Here is a 19,844-nt window from a genome sequence, read left to right on the forward strand (position 1 = left end):
GTTTTCAAACTTGAAGGTGTTTTTTATTTGTCTCATCTTATGGGGTCAGTCCCCATATGAGTTGGGCTTTTTAAATAATCCATATTTTCTTTTCTTCATCCCATGAAAGAGTTCCTTTGCGGATTAGGCTTTTTGTGGCATCCCGTATTTCCTGTTCGCTTTTCCCAGTCTTTCTTTTCAGTTCGGGAAGAGTTGGATTCTTTCCGTATAGACGCATATTAACAAAGATTTGATATAACTTGTGCTCAAAATCAGTCACACAATATCAACTCCTAGAGCTAGGTACATCGAAAAAACAATTGTAAGTATTAGTTGGTTTTGTCATAAAATAGACCAGTTATTAGTGGTCCTCCATTTTCAGCTTTTTCCTTCTGAACTGATCCATAAAGAATAATGGTTTGGTTCTCCTTTAACTTTGTAGGGAATAGCGCAAAAACATTATAAACACCATACCCATTTTTCTCTTTAGATGAAATAATAAATTTTCCTCCAGCTTCGGCATTTTCGATTGCAGAAACTTCTCCTTTGATACGAACTATTTTATCTGGAGGGTCCTCAACATTGATTTTTTTGAAATCAGCATCTTCAGCTTCTTTTCTAATCTGTTGCTGCTTTTCCTCAGTTGAAATATCGCCCAGTCCATCTTGCTGAGAGGTGCTTGAGGTAACGGATTTTTTCTCAGTTGGCGAATTATCTGATTGAGCCATATAAGTAAATCCACAGATGGATAGTAATAAGCTTATTGGCAATATCCATATTCCTTTTTTTCTTGTTTTTTTGAAGAATAAAAAAATTACCCCAGTTACGATACCAATTGCAGATAATATCGAGAGAAATCCCATAAATAAAATCATAAAAACCTCCAGTTGTTTAAAGATCTAACATTTTCATTTTAAAACGAAATGAGTGTAATTTTCTATCCTAAACAGAGGATTAGTCAGGATAACATTTTGGAACCGAAAACAAAAGCGAAACTTGAAGCGAAATTGAAGTAATAAAAAAGCCTCTCATATAATGAGGGGCTCTAAATTGCAATTCTTTTGACTTAATTGTCCCATTCTTCATCTTCTTCCCAGTTGTCTTTCATTCGTTGAAGCTTATCGAAGAAAAATTCAATAAAATTATCCGCAACAACTTCTTGGTAACCAATTACTCTATCCCACGTAAATACAGGACATTCTTCATTATTCATCTTATTGGTATCTAGACAATATGCAAAGTAATCAACATCCTCTATTACAACAAGTCCTTTGGTTAACTTATAGTGTTCTTGATACTCGTTGGTATATTCAACAACTGATGGGCCTCCAAAATCATAGCCAAGAATATCAATTCCATAAACTCCACCAGAACCATAGTTCCTCAGAAACCATTTATAGCTCTCTGGAAGTTTCACTTTAAGATCTTGTTCTATTTTAGAGATTTTGTCCTCTCCAATTCCTCCTGTGAAATCTTTATCTTTTGCATTTTCATCTAAAAACTGTTCCACTTGCGTGTATAGTTCCATTTTTACCAACCTCTCTTACTCTGTATATTGAGTGGCTCTCCATTTCCAATATCTCGCTCTAAAATATTCATATTGAACTTTCAATTCTGGATCATTTCTAAAACTCTCTCCATCAGTTTTAAGTTTATGTATGACCTCACTATATTTTGTGTGTAAACTGTTTGGAATTTCAACAATATTTCCAGGTTCTTCCTGAATTAAATGGTGCAAATTGATTTTTGTACCGTCTTTGGCTAGAGGTGCCTTACCGTCTTTCATTAATTCAAGGTTTGTTCGACCTTTACGATCTTTTTGATTAATATCGATATCTTTCATTGTATAAACTCTTCGGCTTACATCTTTGATATTTCCTTTTACTTTTACCTTGCCCTTAACCTCATAAGCACCATACTTTTCTTTATTTAACCAAGGGACATTTACTTTCTGACCTGTAAATGGCTTTCTTGTTTCATCTAATTTTTTAGCAAGCTGAAGCAGCCTGTCTTTTGCGCTCACATCATTGATGACATTATAAGGCATGCCGCCTGCTACAACAACATCTTCTTGCATGACAAACGGTTTGATTGCTGTTAGTGGATCAGGAGTTTCATCCAGTTTTTTAGACGCTTTTTTAACTGCTGCTTTTCCGGCTGTTTTCACTCCAATTTTAGCAACTGAACCAGCACCTTTTAAACCAAAGATGTTTACTGCTGCATATGTAAACCAGTGAGCCTTTGATTCTGTGTCTCCGTTCTTTACATCTCTAACATAGGAGGTTATTATTGCATCTTTAATTGAATTAAACGTGGAATCATAGTGATAAACTGCAACTGCAGAATTAATAAACATGTCGACAGGATGATTATGTGCCATATAGTCTAATGTTTCAGCTGTCATATCATAAAGAGCTGTAACAGTACCTTTGGCTCCGGCCATCAACTCACGTGTGTTTTCAATCTGTGTGAAATATCTTTGCTGATCCTCTGTTAGGTTATCGTAACCAATAGTTTTAGCCATTGAATAGAATTCATCTGCATCAGCATAGTCGTAATTTTTCAGTCTTTCTTTCAGCTTTTCGATTTCTTGTTCTTTTTCTTCCTTCTTCTTAATTGTCAAATAAGCTTCAGTATGTTTTTCAATATCGCCTTTTTTCTTATGTATGTCACTTTCTCTGTACGCTTTGGCGTTTTTCCCTTTGCCTGTTGATTCCTGCAGCTTTTTAAAATCTTGCTGAATGAATTGTTCGTTTGGTTCTGTTAATGCATATTCAGTTGTTAAATCATCATCTACTTCTCCAATTTTATCAATTGTTTTTTCACGTTTCTTATCTGCACTGGCAAGTTCATCTTTAAAGTTTTCTGTTGAAAACAAATCAAGTGGTAGGATATCGTCAATATCGTTCAGAATGTCCTTCATTGCTTTCTTCTGTTCGGACATAATAGCCTTTGATTTTTTATAAGCATTTGCAAGTTCATGCTCTAAAAAAGACTCCTCGACGTATGCATCTGACAAGCTGGCTTCCTCTATAACTCCAGAGATACTTGTAAGGAAAGCAATTTTCATGTCAATTAGATCGATCCATTGGTCTGTAACGCCGACATGATCATGATAAAATGCTTTAATGTTGTCTGCACCCTTACCTGAAAACTCGCTGTCATCCAAGTTGGCTACGTCTTTAAATGCTTTTCTGAGCTTAACCATTTGTGATCTGAGTTCCTTGTACTCTTTTGCACGTTTATCCGCTTCAGAAAGTAATGATTTTGCTTCAAATACCTTCATACCATTCTCCTTTTTCTGACACTCAATACTCAAAATTTTACCATATTTTAGGAGAGTTAACGGCTTTAAGATCGGCCAAATACCAGAAATCCTCCAATGGAAATAGTTATTTTTACTCAATTGATTGTCTGAGAAAGGACATTTCCTTATAATCGATATACAAGACCTAGGCAATCTGTTCTTTCGTATCTTGAAAATTAGGTATATTATCCCTTGAGTTTAATTGCGTCATCACGAAAGCAGGATTGCGCTATGTCGAAAATTTTTTCTATATATTACATTTAATGTTAAAGTTGTGTTAACATTTGTTTGATAATTTAGAATTTTGACAGAAAGAGGGGTTTATTATGAGTAAACTTGCTTCTGAATATGTTGCTAATTACTTAAATGAATGGTATATGGCTATTAAACAGCAAAATGTTGAGACTGCTGAAAAATATTTTAAAGAAGTCAGATCTTTATTTGATGACATGGAAGAAGATCAGGAAGTATTGATGTATTACTCTCTACTTGAAGAAAGACATAAAATGATGATGTATCAAGTAAAAGGAACAGACTTTCCTAAACATTCATACTTCAACAAAAGGCATGCGAGAGAAATTCAAAAAACAGATAACATGATAGAGTACTATTTCTTTTTGTTTGAAGCGTTATACGAATCCTATAATCGAAACTTCGAGAATGCCATAAGCTTATTTAAAATTGCTGAGAAAAAGTTATCCATTATTCCTGATGAAATTGAAGCTGCTGAATTTTATTCTAAAGTGGCATCAATGTACATGATGCTCCGACAAAGTATTGTTTCATTAAATTATATAAACAACGCACTCAACATTTATAAAGGGAATGAAAATTACAAAAGGAAGTATGCAACTGCACTTATGGTTGTAGGAACTAACTATACAGATCTTGGCCAATTTGATAAAGCTGAAGAAGCTTATTTCCAAGCAATTAGAATTTCAAAAGAGCTTGATGATAAATTTTTCGAAGCGCAAATCCATCACAATTTAAGTATTACATACTCAGCAGCAAACAGATCCCAAGACTGTCTCAACGCACTGAGAAAATCCATAAGAAATAAAGAGTGGAGACAATCGGTTTATTACATTAACTCTCTTTACATGGCTACCAAAGAGTTATTCCTTATGGGTCAAAAAGATAAAGCTGTATATTATTACAAAAAAGGACAGGAAAATTTAACCCAGAAAGAGAATAAAGTGTATGAGGCTAAAATAAACATCATTTATGCACTTCTTCAAGATAATCAAAACGAAACCATTGAGCAATGTTGGAGTTACATTCATTTCCTTCAAGAAAAGAATGACTTAGACAGTGTTCTTGATCTTTCCTTGATTATCTCTCAGTACTGCGAGGAGAAAGAATGTTATAAGGATGCTCTTGAATTTTCTAAGCGAGCTATTTTAGCCGAAAAGAAAATGAGGCAGTTGGAGGGAATAGGATGAAAAGATTAATACTTCGTGTGTCTGTTACAGCTATTATCTTAAGTGGGTTAGCTGCTGGCGCTAGTTTGTTTACTCAGTCAGACATTCAATTTAGTGAAAAACCAGTCGGAACTGATATTCAAATCGCAGAGAGACCAGTTGGAACTTGATAAAAAGTGAGGGGCATAACATGACAAAAGGCGTTAAAATAACATTGTGGAGCATCCTAGCCGTATTCATCGTGTTAGCAATAATAGGAGTTGTATCTTATTATCAGACCCCGTCAGCGTAAAAAAGCAGATCTCTAAATAGCAGCCCTATAATGGGCTTTTTTGTATTAGATAAGCATTTAGGCTATTAAGTGTGAGGTGAAAAAGATGAGCAAGGAGATAAATACAAAAGAACTTGATGAGGAACTAAAAAGAGTACTCAAAATGTTTGATGATGTATTAGAGGTTTATGAACAGCATGACGGCGAACCTAGCATTAAACCTGGTGTAACTTGCCCTTCATGTCAAAAAAAATCAACTAATTATGTTTGTAACTGGAATGGGAACAAGCATGTACACTTTATTTGTGAATGTGGCCATCGAGTATACCAATAAAAAAGTTATTATATGAAAGGGGAGAAGCGTCCGTCCAAAATTTTTTATGCCTCCAAACCTCCCCCAAATAATTATGGAAGAATACACAATTCTACATAGCAGAATATAAAAGAAAAACCCTAGAAACGTTGATTTATCAAGGTTTCTAGGGTTTAGGTGAATGCTCTTTAAAGAGCACTTCAATTAACGAGAGTAGAACTCAACGATAAGCGCTTCGTTAATTTCCGGAGCAAGTTCAGAACGCTCTGGAAGACGAGTGAATGTACCTTCAAGCTTTTCAGCGTCGAAAGTAAGGTATTCAGGAACGAAGTTGTTTACTTCAACAGATTCTTTGATGATAGAAAGGTTTCTTGATTTTTCGCGAACACCGATTGTTTGACCAGCTTTTACTTGGTAAGACGGGATGTCAACGCGGCTTCCGTCTACAGTAATGTGGCCATGGTTAACCAATTGGCGAGCTTGACGGCGAGTACGCGCTAAACCTAGCTTGTACACAACGTTATCAAGACGAGAATCTAAAAGAATCATGAAGTTTTCGCCGTGTTTACCAGTCATTTTTGCAGCTTTGTCAAACAATGTGCGGAATTGACGTTCGTTTACACCGTACATGTGACGAAGCTTTTGCTTTTCTTGCAATTGCAAACCGTATTCTGATAATTTTTTACGTTGTCCTGGGCCGTGTGGACCTGGAGCGTAAGGGCGTTTTTCTAATTCTTTTCCTGTTCCGCTAAGAGATATTCCTAGACGGCGGGACAGTTTCCAAGATGGACCTGTATAGCGAGCCATAATGTGACTCCTCCTTTGGTTTTATTTTTGTGGAAAATAAAAACCGTCTGTTCTATTCGACCATGAACATTTTGTTTTCATGTATCCTCGCTCCAGCAGCAGAGAGTTACACGATACACCTTACTGATAAGGAACAAAATGAAAACATAGAAGCTGAACAAAAAGGCTGCAATATTTCACACAAAGGTCATTATATAATTTATTTGTTTTGAAGTCAACCATTCATCCATTATCGCTTTGCTGTTTATGATATAATAAACAAAAATTAGTGGTGAACTTTTTAGGTGATAAAACATGATAGAACAAACAAAAGATCAATTACCCGCCTTTCGTTATCATATGCTCGATTTTTTATTAACCAAATCTGTAAAGGTCTCATTCACCGACTCTCTTATATGGCTGACATCGGCTATTCAAACATATTTTCCATCACTTTGCGTATCCCTTATACCGTCTCCATCTGATCGCATGGCACAAATGACAGAGGATGAAGTGCATTTTTCTGCATCGAAAATAAATGCTTCATTTTATGTTATCGAGGATCATGTCTCCGGCAGGAGCTTTCATTTAACATGCAGGCAGGACGGAGTGTTTCCGGAAGAGCTTCCGGATTTGATTTCTTCTTTTTTGAATCAGTCAATGAAACAGGAAAGACTTTATATCAAAACAATCTATCAAAAAAAGATATACAAGATGACAGAACTGTTCCATTCGCTGCTCGATCAGACGGAAGTGTTAAAGAAGCTTCTTGAAAGCTTACACACCACGTTTCCCCTGTTTCAATTTTCTCTGTTTATTTCTCATGATCAGGACCAATGTATAGGTGTTCCTGCAAAGGAACTGTATATGGAAGAGGAAGATGCCGATTCCTTTGCGCTTAAAGTCTATCTATCCGGGGACATTTTGCGGAAAAATGAAACGGTCGCTTACATTCCAATTAAAGGGCAGCAGGGAACGTACGGCGTTCTGATGGCAGGTGGGGCGGGAGACAGTCCTCTTACCGACGTGTACCTTGATGAAATGTCACTGATAGCAAATGCCGCGGGAAAGGCGTTTGAAAATGCCCAGCTCTATGAACAATCCAAAACAAGTATTGCAAACTTGGAATTAATTAATGAAACATCGCGCCGTCTCAACCAGCGGCTGACGCTGACGGATACGATGAACGATCTTGCTGTGAGAATGGCTGAATCATTTCATGCTGAAGAAGTGGGTTTTTTCCATATTGACCATTTTGAACATCAGACACTGCTTCCCGGGAGCACAGCATTTTTTAAAGAAACGAAGTCGTCTGATATATATAATGAAATAAAAGAAAAACTGTACGAAGGTGAGAATGGCGTTTTTATCGGAAATGGACAGTCTGTGTTTGGAAAAGCCGGATACGGTTCACTTATGGCTGTTCCGATGATGGAGAATGACCAGCTCCTGGGATTTGCCGTTTTGCTGAAAAAGGAAATGTACGCTTTTACATTTGAAATGTACAAGCTGTTCCAAGCGCTGATTCATCACGCAACGCTGGCTGTGACCAATTCGATGCTTCGCGACCGCCTTGAGCATCTTGTGAAAACGGATCAGCTGACAGAGCTGTATTCAAGAGTCTATTTAGATGAAAAAATCCAATACAGCATGAAAATTCATCAAAAAGGCGTTTTTATTCTTGTTGATATTGATAATTTTAAAAATGTAAATGATACGTACGGACATCAGACAGGGGACGAGATTTTAATACAGGTCGCTTCCGTTATCAAAAGCAATATCCGAAAGCATGATGTCGGCGCCCGCTGGGGGGGCGAGGAGCTGGCGGTTTACCTTCCGAATGTGACGGTTGCTGTCGGGAAACGGATTACCGAAAGGCTTGTTTGTGCGGTGAGAAAAAGTACGAAGCCTGAGGTGACGATTTCATGCGGAATCTCCTGCTGGGACTCAGAATCGAAAAAATCCTTGAAGGAGCTTGTTCACGAGGCCGACGAAGCGCTTTACACCGCGAAACGCAGCGGGAAAAACCGTTTGATGATTCACGAGTCGATAAAATGAAAAAAGCCCAAAACGCTACATGTTTTGGGCTTTTGCTGTATGCTCTACACTAAAGCTTTTTCAAGGATTTCTGCAAATTGTGTAAGATACTTTTCATCGATCTCATCAAATCGGTTTTTGACAGGGCTGTCAATGTCCAAAACGCCGACTAGGTTTCCGTCTACATGAATCGGAAGCACAATTTCTGATTGAGATGCTGCATCACAGGCGATATGTCCCGGAAATGCGTTTACATCCGCAACTCGCTCTGCTTTTCCGTTTGCATATGCTGTTCCGCAAACGCCTTTGCCGAAAGGAATACGGACACATGCCGGCAGACCTTGAAATGGCCCTAACACAAGCTGTCCTTCCCCTTCTTTAGCAAAATAGAAACCGGCCCAGTTGACCTCAGGCAATGAATGATAAAGCAGTGCTGACGCATTTGCGTAGTTTGCAATTTGGTCTGTTTCGTCTTCTGTTATGGCTTCGAGCTGTTTGAGCAGAAGCTGATAGTCTTTTTCTTTATCTCCAGATTGTTGTTCGACATGAAACATGGAAAACCCTCACTTTTTCTATAATATAAAACAAAATCCCGGCTTTTCTGCCGGCATTTGTCGATAAGTTCTTACAGGAACAGCCGGTCTCCGCCTTGAATTTGTAACAAGAGGAAGGAGTGAGCCGGTATGAAAGTAAGCACCAAAGACAAAATTATTGAATCTGCTGTCATGCTCTTTAACCAAAAAGGATTTTCTGGCACATCTGTCCGTGAAATTGCAAAGTCAGCTGATGTAAATGTTGCGCACATCTCCTACTATTTTAAAGGCAAAGGAGGTTTGATGGAACACTTAGTTTCAGAGTTTTACGAAGGCTACAATAAAACACTTGAAACAGCGGCAGGCAACATCTCTTTTCAAAGCACGCAGGAACAGCTTCTCCAATTGGTTTTCGATATTTTATCCTATCAGCATAACAATCGTCAATTAACTCGGTTTGTCTACCGGGAAGTCACCATTGATTCGACTTTAATAAGGGAAATAATGTCGACGTACCTGATGAAGGAAAAGTATATCTTCCAGCTGATTATTGAGGAAGGAGAAAAACAGCGAGAACATTTAACGCTGCCGCTGCCTCATTTTATTCTTCAATTAAAATCTCTCTTGATGATGCCCTATCTCCAGCCTCAATATATTTCAGAAGTGCTCTATATGCAGCCGCACGAGCCGTACTTTTATAAAATGTATTTTGAGGAAATCAAGATTTGGATCAGAAGCGTATTCCGGACAGGAGACATGCGGTCACAAATTAGCGCAGTTCAGTAAATTTCTCATACGCGTATCCGACATCACCCGCTTGATGGGCATCAGACCCGAATACAAGCGGGATGTTTTTTTGCTTCGCCGCCTCAATCATCCAATCCTCCAGATAAATATCCCCCGCGTATGTTTTTCTCAGACCTGATGTATTAAAGTCGAGCTCCATTCCGTTTTCCTTGACAGCGTTCAGGCACTCAGAAGCAAGTCTGTGAATATGATCGGACATTTTATAAGGAAACAGCCTGATGAATTTTTTAACGAGTGTGATGTGACCGACTCTTTTTGGCTTATAGGCGCCGAGAGATGCTACAATAGAAGAATAAATGCTGCGGTAATACAGTTCATATACAGCTTCGATGCTTCCGCACTCTGAGATCAGCTTTTTAAATGTATGCTCATCATAGTCGAGGCACAGATAAGACGAGCCTGTGCGCAAAAAATGAACGGATAAGATGCTGTCATCTAAAAATGGGCCGTATGTATTCAGAAACGATTTGATTTCATCTTCGTATTCAGCAATATAATCGACCTCAAGCCCGGTCCGTATGTCAAGCTGTCCGCGATATTCTTTTTTTAATCCGGAAATTTCATTAATGTAGCGTTCCAAAGAGGCTTGCGCCATCGCGCTGTCTTTTTGCGGTGTCGGATCGGTAAAAGAGGGAGGCAAAGGAGCGTGCTCTGTAAACGTAATTGATTGAAAGCCTTTTTTTATCGCTTCCTCCGCATATTGTCTGAGTGTGTCTGTTGTTCCGTGAGGGCAAAATGGTGTGTGAATATGTCCGTCTCGCTTTAGCATTGGTGTCACCCCGTGAAAAAATAGTCAAATCCTGCCGATTTTGCACAAAAAGTTTTTGATTTCTGCTCAAAAAATGTTGGTTACATGGTATCATAATAACAATGAAAACGACAGTTTTTCTCAATACATATCCTGAAATCTTTCTGAATAAATAAAACACCCTGACAGATTAAGGTTAACAGCAAGGGGGCTCATTATGGAGTTTGTCATTGGATTATTAATTGTACTGCTCGCGCTGTTTGCGGCGGGCTACTTTTTCAGGAAAAAAATCTACACGGAAATTGATCGTTTGGAATCTTGGAAGATTGAAATTCTCAATCGATCGATAGTGGAAGAAATGTCCAAAATTAAACATCTGAAAATGACGGGGCAGACAGAAGAGTTCTTTGAGAAATGGCGTGAAGAATGGGATGAGATTGTCACTGCCCATATGCCGAAAGTTGAAGAGCTCCTTTATGATGCCGAAGAATGCGCGGACAAATACCGGTTTAAAAAAGCCAATCAAGTGCTCGTTCATATCGACGATCTCCTGACAGCGGCGGAATCGAACATTGAAAAGATACTCCGGGAAATCAGCAATCTCGTCACAAGTGAAGAAAAGAGCCGCGAAGAGATTGAACAGGTAAGAGAACGCTACTCAAAGTCCCGAAAAAACCTGCTGGCATACAGCCACCTTTACGGAGAGCTTTATGACAGCCTTGAAGCAGATCTTGACGAGATTTGGAGCGGGATCAAACAGTTTGAAGAAGAGACAGAGGGCGGGAACTATATTACTGCAAGAAAAGTTCTCCTTGAGCAGGACCGCAATCTAGAACGGCTTCAGTCGTACATAGATGATGTGCCGAAACTGTTAGCCGACTGCAAGCAGACGCTGCCGGGCCAGATTGCAAAGCTCAAAGACGGATATCGCGAAATGAAAGAGAAAGGGTATAAGCTTGAGCATATCCAGATTGATAAGGAGCTGGAAAATCTGTCAAATCAGCTGAAACGGGCAGAACATGTTTTGATGACTGAGCTGGATATTGATGAAGCATCTGCCATACTGCAGCTCATAGACGAAAATATTCAATCTGTTTACCAGCAGCTCGAGGGTGAAGTTGAAGCAGGCCAATCTGTGTTAAGCAAAATGCCTGAGCTGATCATTGCTTACGATAAGCTGAAAGAAGAGAAGGAGCAGACAAAGGCGGAAACTGAACTGGTGAAGGAAAGCTACAGACTGACAGCTGGTGAGCTAGGCAAACAGCAGGCCTTTGAAAAGCGCATTGATGAAGTCGGCAAGCTGCTTGCGTCAGTAAAAGATAAGCTGGATGCAGAGCATGTCGCCTACTCTCTTTTAGTTGAAGAGGTCGCATCAATTGAGAAGCAGATTGAAGAAGTGAAAAAAGACCATACGGATTACCGTGAAAAGCTGCAGGCTCTTAGAAAAGAAGAACTGCAGGCGAGAGAGACGCTTGGCAATCTGAAAAAAACAATTTCTGAAACAGCAAGACTGCTGAAGACAAGCAACATCCCGGGCATCCCGAGTCATATTCAAGAGATGCTGGAAAACGCGCATCATCACATTCAAGAAACGGTCAATCAATTAAACGAAATTCCTTTAAATATGGAGGAGGCCGGAGCCCATCTGAAACAAGCGGAAGATATCGTGAACAGGGCAAGCCGGGAATCAGAGGAACTGGTAGAGCAGGTTATGCTGATTGAAAAAATCATTCAGTTCGGAAACCGATTCAGAAGCCAGAACCATATTTTATCTGAACAGCTGAAAGAAGCGGAAAGACGGTTTTACGCTTATGATTATGAAGAATCCTATGAAATTGCGGCTGCAGCTGTAGAGAAAGCTGCGCCAGGTGCTGTGAAAAAAATAAAAGCTGATTTATCCGCTTAAATTCAGATCGTAAAAAAGAGCCCGCAGTTTATGAGCGGGCTCTTTTTTATTAAAAAAACGCCTGCGCAGTAACGCAGGCGACCATAACATTAACTTATTTCTTTAAGCTGCTGTTTGGATGTACCGATGAAAAAGGTAAGAATATAGCCGATAATGGCGGCGATGATTCCAGGAATCACCCAGCCGATGCCAAGGCTGTATAGCGGCAGATTGTCATTTAAAAACGTATTTAGAGCTCCGAGCGAAAAGCCGGCTGCTTTTATTCCGTCTAAAATACTGAATAATCCTGTACCGATTAAGCATGCAATGTAAACTTCACGTCTTTCTTTAAAGAGCTTATCAATAAATGAAAGAACGATAATGACAATGGCAAGCGGATAAATAGCTGATAAAATAGGAACTGAAAAAGCGATAATTTGAGCAAGCCCGAAATTAGAAATCATCAAGCTGAATAAAGTGACGATGGTAACGACAACTTTATATGATAACGCAGGGATAAGCTTTGAAAAATATGTGCCGCAAGAAGTGACAAGCCCAACGCTTGTGGTTAAACATGCGACTGTGATAGCTGATCCAAGTACGATATTTCCTAATGAACCGAATAAATAATGGGACGATGCTGATAAAATTTTAGCTCCTTCACCAACAGGCCCGATTGCGTTTGTGCTTGTTGCACCTAGGTAGGCCAGAGAAACATAAATGAATGTCAGCCCTAATGCAGCAATTATTCCGGCTTTAATACAAGCTGCCGCAAGAGCTTTTGATTGTGTAACGCCTCTGCTTTTCACAGCATTTACAACGACAACACCAAATACGATTGAAGCAAGCGCGTCCATTGTTTTGTAGCCTTCCAAAAATCCTTTAAATACCGGTGTTCCTTTATATGCTTCCGTTACTGCACCTAAACCGCCCATTGGCGTGATAATCGCTTTGAGAACAATCACTAAAATAATTGTGAATTTAATTGGAGTAAGAATTTTTCCGATTCGATCCACGACTTTGGTTGGGTTTAGTGCTAAATAGTAAGTAATGCCGAAAAAGATGAGTGTAAAAATTAATAAAGACAGTCTTTCAGGAACGCCAGCCAGAAACGGAACTGCACCAATTTCATAAGAAACGGTTCCTGTTCTCGGGATGGCGAATAATGGTCCGATTGATAAATAAAGCACAACAGTAAATACTGTACCGAATGCAGGGTGAGCTTTATCAGCAAGTCCTTTAGCATCCTTGCCGGTTAATGCGATAGCGATAATTCCGAGAAGAGGCAGGCCAACCCCGGTCAGTAAAAATCCGCCGATGGCTTTCCAGACATTGTGTCCGGCTGCTTGTCCAAGTTCCGGCGGATAAATCATATTTCCTGCTCCAAAGAATAGCGCAAATAGCATGAAACCAATAATAATGGTATCTTTGACAGGCAGTGAGTGTTTCATGAAAATCCTCCTAATAATTATGTTAAAATATTCTGTCAATTAATTGTCAGATAATATGACGAAACGAACAAATCTTATTATATGGTAAAAAATTTAGAAGTCAATACTAGCTTTTTGTAATTTTCTATTAAATTTTGTTATGGTAACATAAATATCATACCTTGTACCGCTTTCATAAAGGAGTAAAAAAAGATGATATATTTAGATAATAGTTCAACGACCAAACCTTATCATGAAGTCTTGAACGTTTATGAACAGACTAGCAGCCGATATTTTGGCAATCCTTCATCTTTGCACCGATATGGAGCCGAAACGGAACAGCTGCTTCAGGCAGCCAAAAATCAAATAAAAAGAGCCTTGGGCCTAAAGAATTATGATATTGTATTTACGTCAGGTGCTACAGAAGCTAATAATGTGGCTTTAAAAGGAGCCGCTTTGTCAAAGATAAAAACAGGCAAACATATCATTGCCACTTCTATCGAACATCCGTCCGTTACTGAATCTTTGGAGCAGCTGACAGAGCTATTCGGGTTTGAAGTAACTTATCTTTCAGTAAATGAAGATGGATTTGTGTCCATTAAGGAACTGAAAGATGCGATTCGGCCGGATACCGTGCTTGTCAGCATGATGCATGTGAACAATGAAGTTGGCTCCGTGCAGCCGATTGAAGAGGCTGGAGAAGTGCTGAAGCAGTATCCGAACATTCTGTTTCACGTCGATTATGTGCAAGGCATCTTTAAAGTTCCCTTGACGATCGAGAATGCCGGCATTGATCTTTGTTCCATATCCGGCCATAAATTCCACGGACTGAAGGGGACAGGTGCACTTTTAGTAAAGGAAGGAACGCGTCTTATCCCGCTGATAACAGGCGGCTCTCAGCAAAAAGGCATACGTGCAGGAACCGAGCATACAGCAGGTGCGGTTTCACTGGCCAAAGCCATCAATCTTGCGGCTGATGATTATCATCATCACCTTGAAAGAATGGAGGCCGCAAAGGAATTGTTTATGAAAAGGCTGAGTGATTCAGACGGTGTTGTCTTAAATACGCCTCAATTCAATAGCGCTCCGCATATCATTAATTTCTCTGTGCCGGGCATAAAAGCGGAGGTGCTTTTGCACATGCTGGAGGAAAAGGATATATTCGTTTCAACAACATCAGCCTGCTCGGCAAAGGAACATAAACCGAGCAAAGTTCTGTTACAGATGGGCAAGGGAGAGCAGATCGCCGGAAGCAGCATCAGAATCAGCTTAAACTACAGCCAGACAAGCGATGTGACAGAGCCATTTATGAACGCGCTTGTGCCTGGCATCAAAAAACTAAAAAAAATGATGAGGTAGAACATGAATTACGATCATATATTAATTCGTTTTGGGGAGATATCAACCAAAGGAAAAAACAGAAAAAGCTTTATTGAACGTTTAAAGCAAAACGTCAGGCTTGTCCTGAAAGACTATCCGACATTAAAATACTTTTCTAATCGGGATCGTATGACGATTACATTAAATGGAGTGGACCCTGAGGCTCTTTTTCCACACTTGAAACAGGTGTTTGGCATTCAAAGCTTCAGTCTGGCCATTAAGTGTGAGAGCCGCCTTGATGATATTAAGACAACTGCCCTGCAGGCGATCAAGGATCAATATCAGCCTGGTGATACGTTTAAAGTCGAAACGAAGAGAGCGTATAAACAGTTTGAATTAGATACGAATGAAATGAACGCTGAAATCGGCGGTCATATTTTGCGAAATACAGAAGGGCTGACAGTTGATGTCCGCAATCCAGACATACCGCTCAGAATTGAAATCAGGGAGGAAGCAACCTTTTTGACGATTCGCAATGAAAAAGGCGCCGGCGGACTTCCTGTCGGTTCAGCAGGGAAAGCGATACTGATGCTTTCCGGCGGTTTTGACAGCCCGGTAGCCGGTTTTTACGCAATGAAAAGAGGACTCTCAGTAGAAGCTGTCCATTTCTTCAGCCCGCCATACACAAGCGAACGTGCGAAACAAAAAGTGATGGACTTAGCGAAGTGTCTGTCTCGCTTCGGAGGAAGCATGACGCTTCATATCGTCCCCTTTACAAAGACGCAAGAGCTGATCCAAAAACAAATTCCTGAAAACTATACGATGACGGCAACCCGCCGCTTAATGCTTCAAATTGCCGACAGAATCAGAGAAAAAAGAAACGGGCTCGCGATTATTACGGGGGAAAGCCTCGGACAGGTAGCGAGCCAGACGCTTGAAAGCATGTACGCGATTAATGCGGTTACGTCTACACCTATTCTGCGTCCGTTAATCGCCATGGATAAAACAGAAATCATCGAAATATCACGGGAAATCGGCACATACGAAACAAGCATCCAGCCATTTGAAGATTGCTGCACGATCTTTACGCCGCCAAGCCCGAAAACACGCCCGAAAAAAGAAAAAATCGAACACTTTGAGAGCTTTGTGGATTTTGAACCGCTGATTCAAGAGGCGGTTGATCACATTGAAACAATGACATTATATAGCGAACAAGAAGCAAACGACAAATTCGCAGAACTCTTTTAACGAAGAGCCGGCTCCTGTATACAATTACCAAAGATTTTCTGTATGAAGCCATGTGTTTTAACACATTCTATACTCACAAGGAGGTGAGACACATGGCTAACAATAACTCAGGTAACAGCAACAACCTTTTAGTACCAGGAGCTGCTCAAGCTATCGACCAAATGAAATTGGAAATCGCTTCTGAATTCGGTGTAAACCTTGGAGCAGAAACGACTTCTCGCGCTAACGGTTCTGTTGGAGGAGAGATCACAAAACGTCTTGTATCTTTTGCTCAACAAAACATGGGCGGAGGACAATTCTAATTTACAATTTCACATAATGGCTTTGGAGTGGGGGAATCCCCACTCCTTTTCATTTTTTACATATAAAAAAGGACCAGCGGCCTATAAAATCTATGTTTACAGAGGTTGTTTTTAGGCATATCCTTACGGAAAGAGCCTGTATTTATGTATAATGGGTGGAGAAAGTGAGGAGTTGTTCGTGTTGAAACGAGAAGATTTAATCGCCCCTATGCAATATAATTTAGTGAATGAAATGGAAAAGTTCAGTTCCGCTGGACAAAAAACCGCTCTTCTATGGGAGGATGAGTCGGGCAAACAAGAATCATGGTCGTATGAAAAGCTGATGGAAGAAACAAATAAAATCGGAGCCGTCTTAGCTGATCTTGGATTTAAAAAGGGAGACAAGCTGATTGTAATGGTTCCGCGGGTGCTTGAAGCCTATGCCGTTTATTTGGCTATCCTGAAATCTGGAATGGTCGTCATTCCGTGCTCTGAAATGCTTCGCGCGAAGGATCTTGAATACCGAATTGAACATGCAGAGGTAAAAGGCGCCATCGTCTATTCCGAATTTATCGGCGCTTTCCGTGATGTCAGTACGGCTGACAAACTGATTACACTGTCTATTGGTGATAATGATGCCGGCTGGAAAAATCTCTTATCAATTGAAGCGGACGGAAGCCAATTTAAAACAGCTGACACAACAAGAGATGATATGGCTTTCTTATCTTATACTTCCGGGACAACAGGTCAGCCGAAAGGTGTTGTACATACACATGGATGGGCATTTGCTCATTTAAAAACGTCTGCCGGCGCTTGGCTTGATATTTCTGAAAAGGATATCGTCTGGGCAACTGCTGCCCCTGGCTGGCAAAAGTGGGTATGGAGTCCGTTTTTAGCGGTGCTTGGCAGCGGAGCAACGGGTTTTGTGTACCACGGCAGATTCAAAGCAGAAAAATATCTAGAGCTTTTAAATCGTTACAAAATAAATGTTTTCTGCTGTACGCCGACGGAATACCGCTTAATGGCGAAGGTCGAAGGCTTGGACCGCTTTGATCTTTCTGCACTTCACAGCGCTGTTTCTGCAGGCGAGCCGCTCAACCGTGAAGTCATTGATGTTTTCCAAAAGCACTTCGGCATTAAGGTACGGGACGGATACGGCCAAACAGAAAGCACGCTCTTAGTCGGTGTTTTGAAAGATACGGCTATTAAACCGGGAAGCATGGGAAAACCAACACCGGGAAATCAGGTAGAGATCATCAATGAAGACGGTGAAATCTGCAAAACTGGTGAGGTTGGCGATATCGCTGTTCACCTCAGCACCCCGGCGCTCTTTAAAGAATATTTTAAAGATCCGGAAAGAATGAAAACACAAATTCGCGGCGATTATTTCCTGACAGGAGACAGAGCAAGAAAAGATGAGGATGGTTACTTTTGGTTTGAAAGCCGAAATGACGATATCATTATCAGCTCCGGCTACACGATCGGGCCATTCGAAGTGGAAGACGCGCTCGTGAAGCACCCTGAAGTCAAAGAATGTGCTGTTGTCGCAAGCCCGGATGAAATAAGAGGTTCCATCGTTAAAGCATACGTTGTCCTGCAAGATCACGAAAAACGCAGTGATGAGCTTGTCAAAGTTCTGCAAAATCATGTGAAGACCATTACGGCTCCATACAAATATCCAAGAGAGATTGAATTTGTCGAAAGCCTGCCGAAAACGGCTTCTGCAAAAATCAGACGAGTGGAATTAAGAAAACGTGAAGAACAGCTCAAAGCCAATAAAAAGGCGTAAAGAAAGAGAGTGAACGTGAATGAAGGCGATATGGCACGGCGGTTTCATTTATACGATGCTCGAAGAAGGCCGCCAAACGGAGGCTGTTTATGTTGAGGATGGTGTCATAAAAGGCACCGGCAGCTATGAGAGTCTGAAGAAGAAATACAGTTCACCGGAAACTAAAGACATCAGTTTGAACGGAGCAGTCATGTTTCCAGGATTTGTGGACAGCCATTTGCATCTGATCGGGCACGGAGAAAAACAGCTCCAGCTTGATCTGTCTTCGTTTACATCTAAAGAAGCTGTGCTGCAGGCTGCGAAGGCAAGAGAAGAAAGCCTGTCTGAAGACGATTGGCTCATTGGAGAGGGCTGGAATGAAAATCAATTCGAGAAGCCGGCTTATTTGACGAAGCATGACCTTGATCCTTTATTCCCGGACAGGCCCGTCCTGCTCAAACGGGTATGCAGGCATGCAATAGCGGTCAATTCTGCGGCGCTGCAAGCCGCAGGAATTTCAAAAGCCACTCCTGATCCCGATGGCGGAGTCATTGGCAGAGATGCAGACGGCGAGCCGACGGGGCTTCTGTTTGATAAGGCGCAGGATCTGGTCCTTCAAGCCGTTCCGCCTGTATCTCAGCACTATGTTGATCAGGCGCTTACAGCGGCCATTCAGGATTGCTGGACAAAAGGCCTGACAGGCGGCCATTCGGAAGATTTGTCTTATTACGGCGATGTGTCCGTTCCGATGAAAGCTTATGAGACGGCTGCGGCAAGCGGAAAGTATCCGTTTCGCTGTCATTTGCTCGTTCATCATGAAGCGGTTGATCGGTGGGAGAAAATGAAGAAGCCGTCTGGCCCGTACGTTGAATTCGGTGCGATGAAACTATTTTCTGATGGAGCGCTTGGCGGGAGAACAGCTTTGTTAAAAGAACCGTATCATGACGATCCTTCCACAAACGGTGTTCAAGTCCATGGTGATGAAACACTGAGCGGCCTCGTTCAAAAAGCGAGAGAGAAAGGAATGGAGGTTGCCGTCCATGCCATCGGCGACCTTGCCTTTGAAAAAGTGCTGCAGGCTGTCGAGCAGCATCCGCCAAAAAGCGGCCGGCATGATCGTCTGATTCATGCTCAGGTGCTGAATGATGAGCTGATTGAAAAAGCAGCACGCATGCCGATTGCTCTTGATCTTCAGCCTCATTTTGTCGCCAGTGATTTTCCGTGGGTGATTGACCGTCTTGGAGAAGACCGTATGAAAACAGCTTTTGCTTGGAAAACACTGATCTCTAAAGGCATTTTATGTGCAGGGGGTTCTGATGCTCCGATTGAGCCTGTTGAGCCGCTTCTCGGCATTCAGTCTGCGGTGCTTCGGACAAGCAGCCGCGAACAGAACGGTCCGAGCTATAACGAAAGCGAGTGTTTAACAGTATATGAAGCTATCAGGCTTTATACAGCAGGAAGTGCAGAGATCATTTACAAAGAGCAGACACGGGGAAAAATAGCTGAAGGGTATGACGCAGATTTTACCGTCCTCAGTGAAGATCCGTTTACAATTGACCCGAAACAGCTTCATCTTTTAAAGATAGAAAAAACCGTTATCAACGGTCAGATTGTATATGAGAATCAACAATAAAAAAGGACAGGCGAATAGCCTGTCCTCAGGCTGTCGAGAAAATCTCGACAGCCTTTATTTTTCCTTAAAATATCCAT

At 40.9% G+C, this 19,844-nt stretch carries 18 protein-coding genes; 10 read left to right on the plus strand and 8 right to left on the minus strand.

From position 1 onward, the window contains the following. Positions 1-70 precede the first annotated feature (70 nt). From LNN34_RS00710 to LNN34_RS00725, 4 genes are all read right to left on the minus strand, one after another. Positions 71-259, minus strand: a complete 189-nt coding sequence (locus tag LNN34_RS00710; protein WP_059291838.1) for a hypothetical protein — start codon at positions 257-259, stop codon at positions 71-73. 49 nt (positions 260-308) lie between these two features. Next, on the minus strand, positions 309-854 hold the full coding sequence (locus LNN34_RS00715) for a hypothetical protein (protein WP_069487061.1): 546 nt from the start codon (positions 852-854) through the stop codon (positions 309-311). A 191-nt stretch (positions 855-1,045) separates the two neighbouring features. After that, positions 1,046-1,507, minus strand: a complete 462-nt coding sequence (locus LNN34_RS00720) for an SMI1/KNR4 family protein (protein ID WP_059291840.1) — start codon at positions 1,505-1,507, stop codon at positions 1,046-1,048. A 15-nt stretch (positions 1,508-1,522) separates the two neighbouring features. Next, a complete protein-coding gene (locus tag LNN34_RS00725; protein WP_229042527.1) occupies positions 1,523-3,265 on the minus strand; it encodes a T7SS effector LXG polymorphic toxin in 1,743 nt (580 codons plus the stop codon). 347 nt (positions 3,266-3,612) lie between these two features. On the opposite strand from LNN34_RS00725, the gene LNN34_RS00730 reads away from it, so the two are divergent. Further along, positions 3,613-4,728 (plus strand): Rap family tetratricopeptide repeat protein, encoded by a 1,116-nt coding sequence (locus tag LNN34_RS00730; RefSeq protein WP_059291842.1) that lies wholly within the window; start codon positions 3,613-3,615, stop codon positions 4,726-4,728. Further along, complete coding sequence (locus LNN34_RS00735) at positions 4,725-4,877, plus strand: PhrK family phosphatase-inhibitory pheromone (protein ID WP_014479495.1); 153 nt, start codon at positions 4,725-4,727, stop codon at positions 4,875-4,877. The genes LNN34_RS00730 and LNN34_RS00735 overlap by 4 nt, the downstream gene beginning before the upstream one ends. 618 nt (positions 4,878-5,495) lie before the next feature. On the opposite strand, the gene rpsD is transcribed toward LNN34_RS00735, so the two are convergent. Further along, positions 5,496-6,098: a 30S ribosomal protein S4 gene (rpsD, locus tag LNN34_RS00740; protein ID WP_024122504.1), complete on the minus strand. Its 603-nt coding sequence runs from the start codon at positions 6,096-6,098 to the stop codon at positions 5,496-5,498. Positions 6,099-6,392: 294 nt separating this feature from the next. Between rpsD and LNN34_RS00745 the strand changes: the two genes are divergently transcribed. Beyond that, positions 6,393-8,135 (plus strand): diguanylate cyclase domain-containing protein, encoded by a 1,743-nt coding sequence (locus LNN34_RS00745; RefSeq protein WP_229042529.1) that lies wholly within the window; start codon positions 6,393-6,395, stop codon positions 8,133-8,135. Positions 8,136-8,179: 44 nt separating this feature from the next. Here the strand turns inward: LNN34_RS00745 and LNN34_RS00750 are convergent, their stop codons facing one another. Further along, a complete protein-coding gene (locus tag LNN34_RS00750) occupies positions 8,180-8,668 on the minus strand; it encodes a GAF domain-containing protein (RefSeq protein ID WP_024122502.1) in 489 nt (162 codons plus the stop codon). Positions 8,669-8,797: 129 nt separating this feature from the next. Between LNN34_RS00750 and refZ the strand changes: the two genes are divergently transcribed. Next, entirely contained in the window at positions 8,798-9,433 is a 636-nt protein-coding gene (gene refZ / locus LNN34_RS00755; RefSeq protein ID WP_010335311.1) for a transcriptional regulator RefZ, read from the plus strand. Here the strand turns inward: refZ and hisJ are convergent. Continuing rightward, the gene (gene hisJ, locus LNN34_RS00760; RefSeq protein WP_213417832.1) at positions 9,417-10,223 is read right to left on the minus strand and encodes a histidinol-phosphatase HisJ; all 807 of its coding nucleotides are present in this window, start codon (positions 10,221-10,223) and stop codon (positions 9,417-9,419) included. The two genes, refZ and hisJ, sit on opposite strands and share 17 nt — an antisense overlap. 196 nt (positions 10,224-10,419) lie before the next feature. On the opposite strand from hisJ, the gene ezrA reads away from it, so the two are divergent. Further along, entirely contained in the window at positions 10,420-12,108 is a 1,689-nt protein-coding gene (gene ezrA / locus LNN34_RS00765) for a septation ring formation regulator EzrA (RefSeq protein WP_044153843.1), read from the plus strand. 89 nt (positions 12,109-12,197) lie between these two features. Here the strand turns inward: ezrA and brnQ are convergent, their stop codons facing one another. After that, on the minus strand, positions 12,198-13,538 hold the full coding sequence (gene brnQ, locus LNN34_RS00770; RefSeq protein WP_095714206.1) for a branched-chain amino acid transport system II carrier protein: 1,341 nt from the start codon (positions 13,536-13,538) through the stop codon (positions 12,198-12,200). Between the two features lie 192 nt (positions 13,539-13,730). Here brnQ and LNN34_RS00775 point away from each other — a divergent pair, with 192 nt between their 5' ends. The 5 genes from LNN34_RS00775 to LNN34_RS00795 all read left to right on the plus strand — a co-directional run bounded on the left by LNN34_RS00775 (position 13,731) and on the right by LNN34_RS00795 (position 19,767). Then, a complete protein-coding gene (locus tag LNN34_RS00775) occupies positions 13,731-14,876 on the plus strand; it encodes a cysteine desulfurase family protein (RefSeq protein WP_229042530.1) in 1,146 nt (381 codons plus the stop codon). Positions 14,877-14,879: 3 nt separating this feature from the next. Beyond that, positions 14,880-16,085, plus strand: a complete 1,206-nt coding sequence (thiI, locus tag LNN34_RS00780; RefSeq protein WP_229042532.1) for a tRNA uracil 4-sulfurtransferase ThiI — start codon at positions 14,880-14,882, stop codon at positions 16,083-16,085. A 92-nt stretch (positions 16,086-16,177) separates the two neighbouring features. Then, positions 16,178-16,387, plus strand: coding sequence for an alpha type acid-soluble spore protein SspA (gene sspA / locus LNN34_RS00785; protein WP_014114778.1), 210 nt, complete (start codon positions 16,178-16,180; stop codon positions 16,385-16,387). A 178-nt stretch (positions 16,388-16,565) separates the two neighbouring features. Next, positions 16,566-18,155 (plus strand): acyl-CoA synthetase MbcS, encoded by a 1,590-nt coding sequence (mbcS, locus tag LNN34_RS00790; protein WP_215510251.1) that lies wholly within the window; start codon positions 16,566-16,568, stop codon positions 18,153-18,155. A gap of 19 nt (positions 18,156-18,174) precedes the next feature. Continuing rightward, positions 18,175-19,767: an amidohydrolase gene (locus tag LNN34_RS00795; protein ID WP_229042534.1), complete on the plus strand. Its 1,593-nt coding sequence runs from the start codon at positions 18,175-18,177 to the stop codon at positions 19,765-19,767. Positions 19,768-19,844: the final 77 nt, after the last annotated feature.

Origin of the sequence: Bacillus sp. AF23 (assembly GCF_020861455.1) — a bacterium.
In the GTDB taxonomy this organism is placed as follows: Bacteria; Bacillota; Bacilli; order Bacillales; family Bacillaceae; genus Bacillus; species Bacillus halotolerans.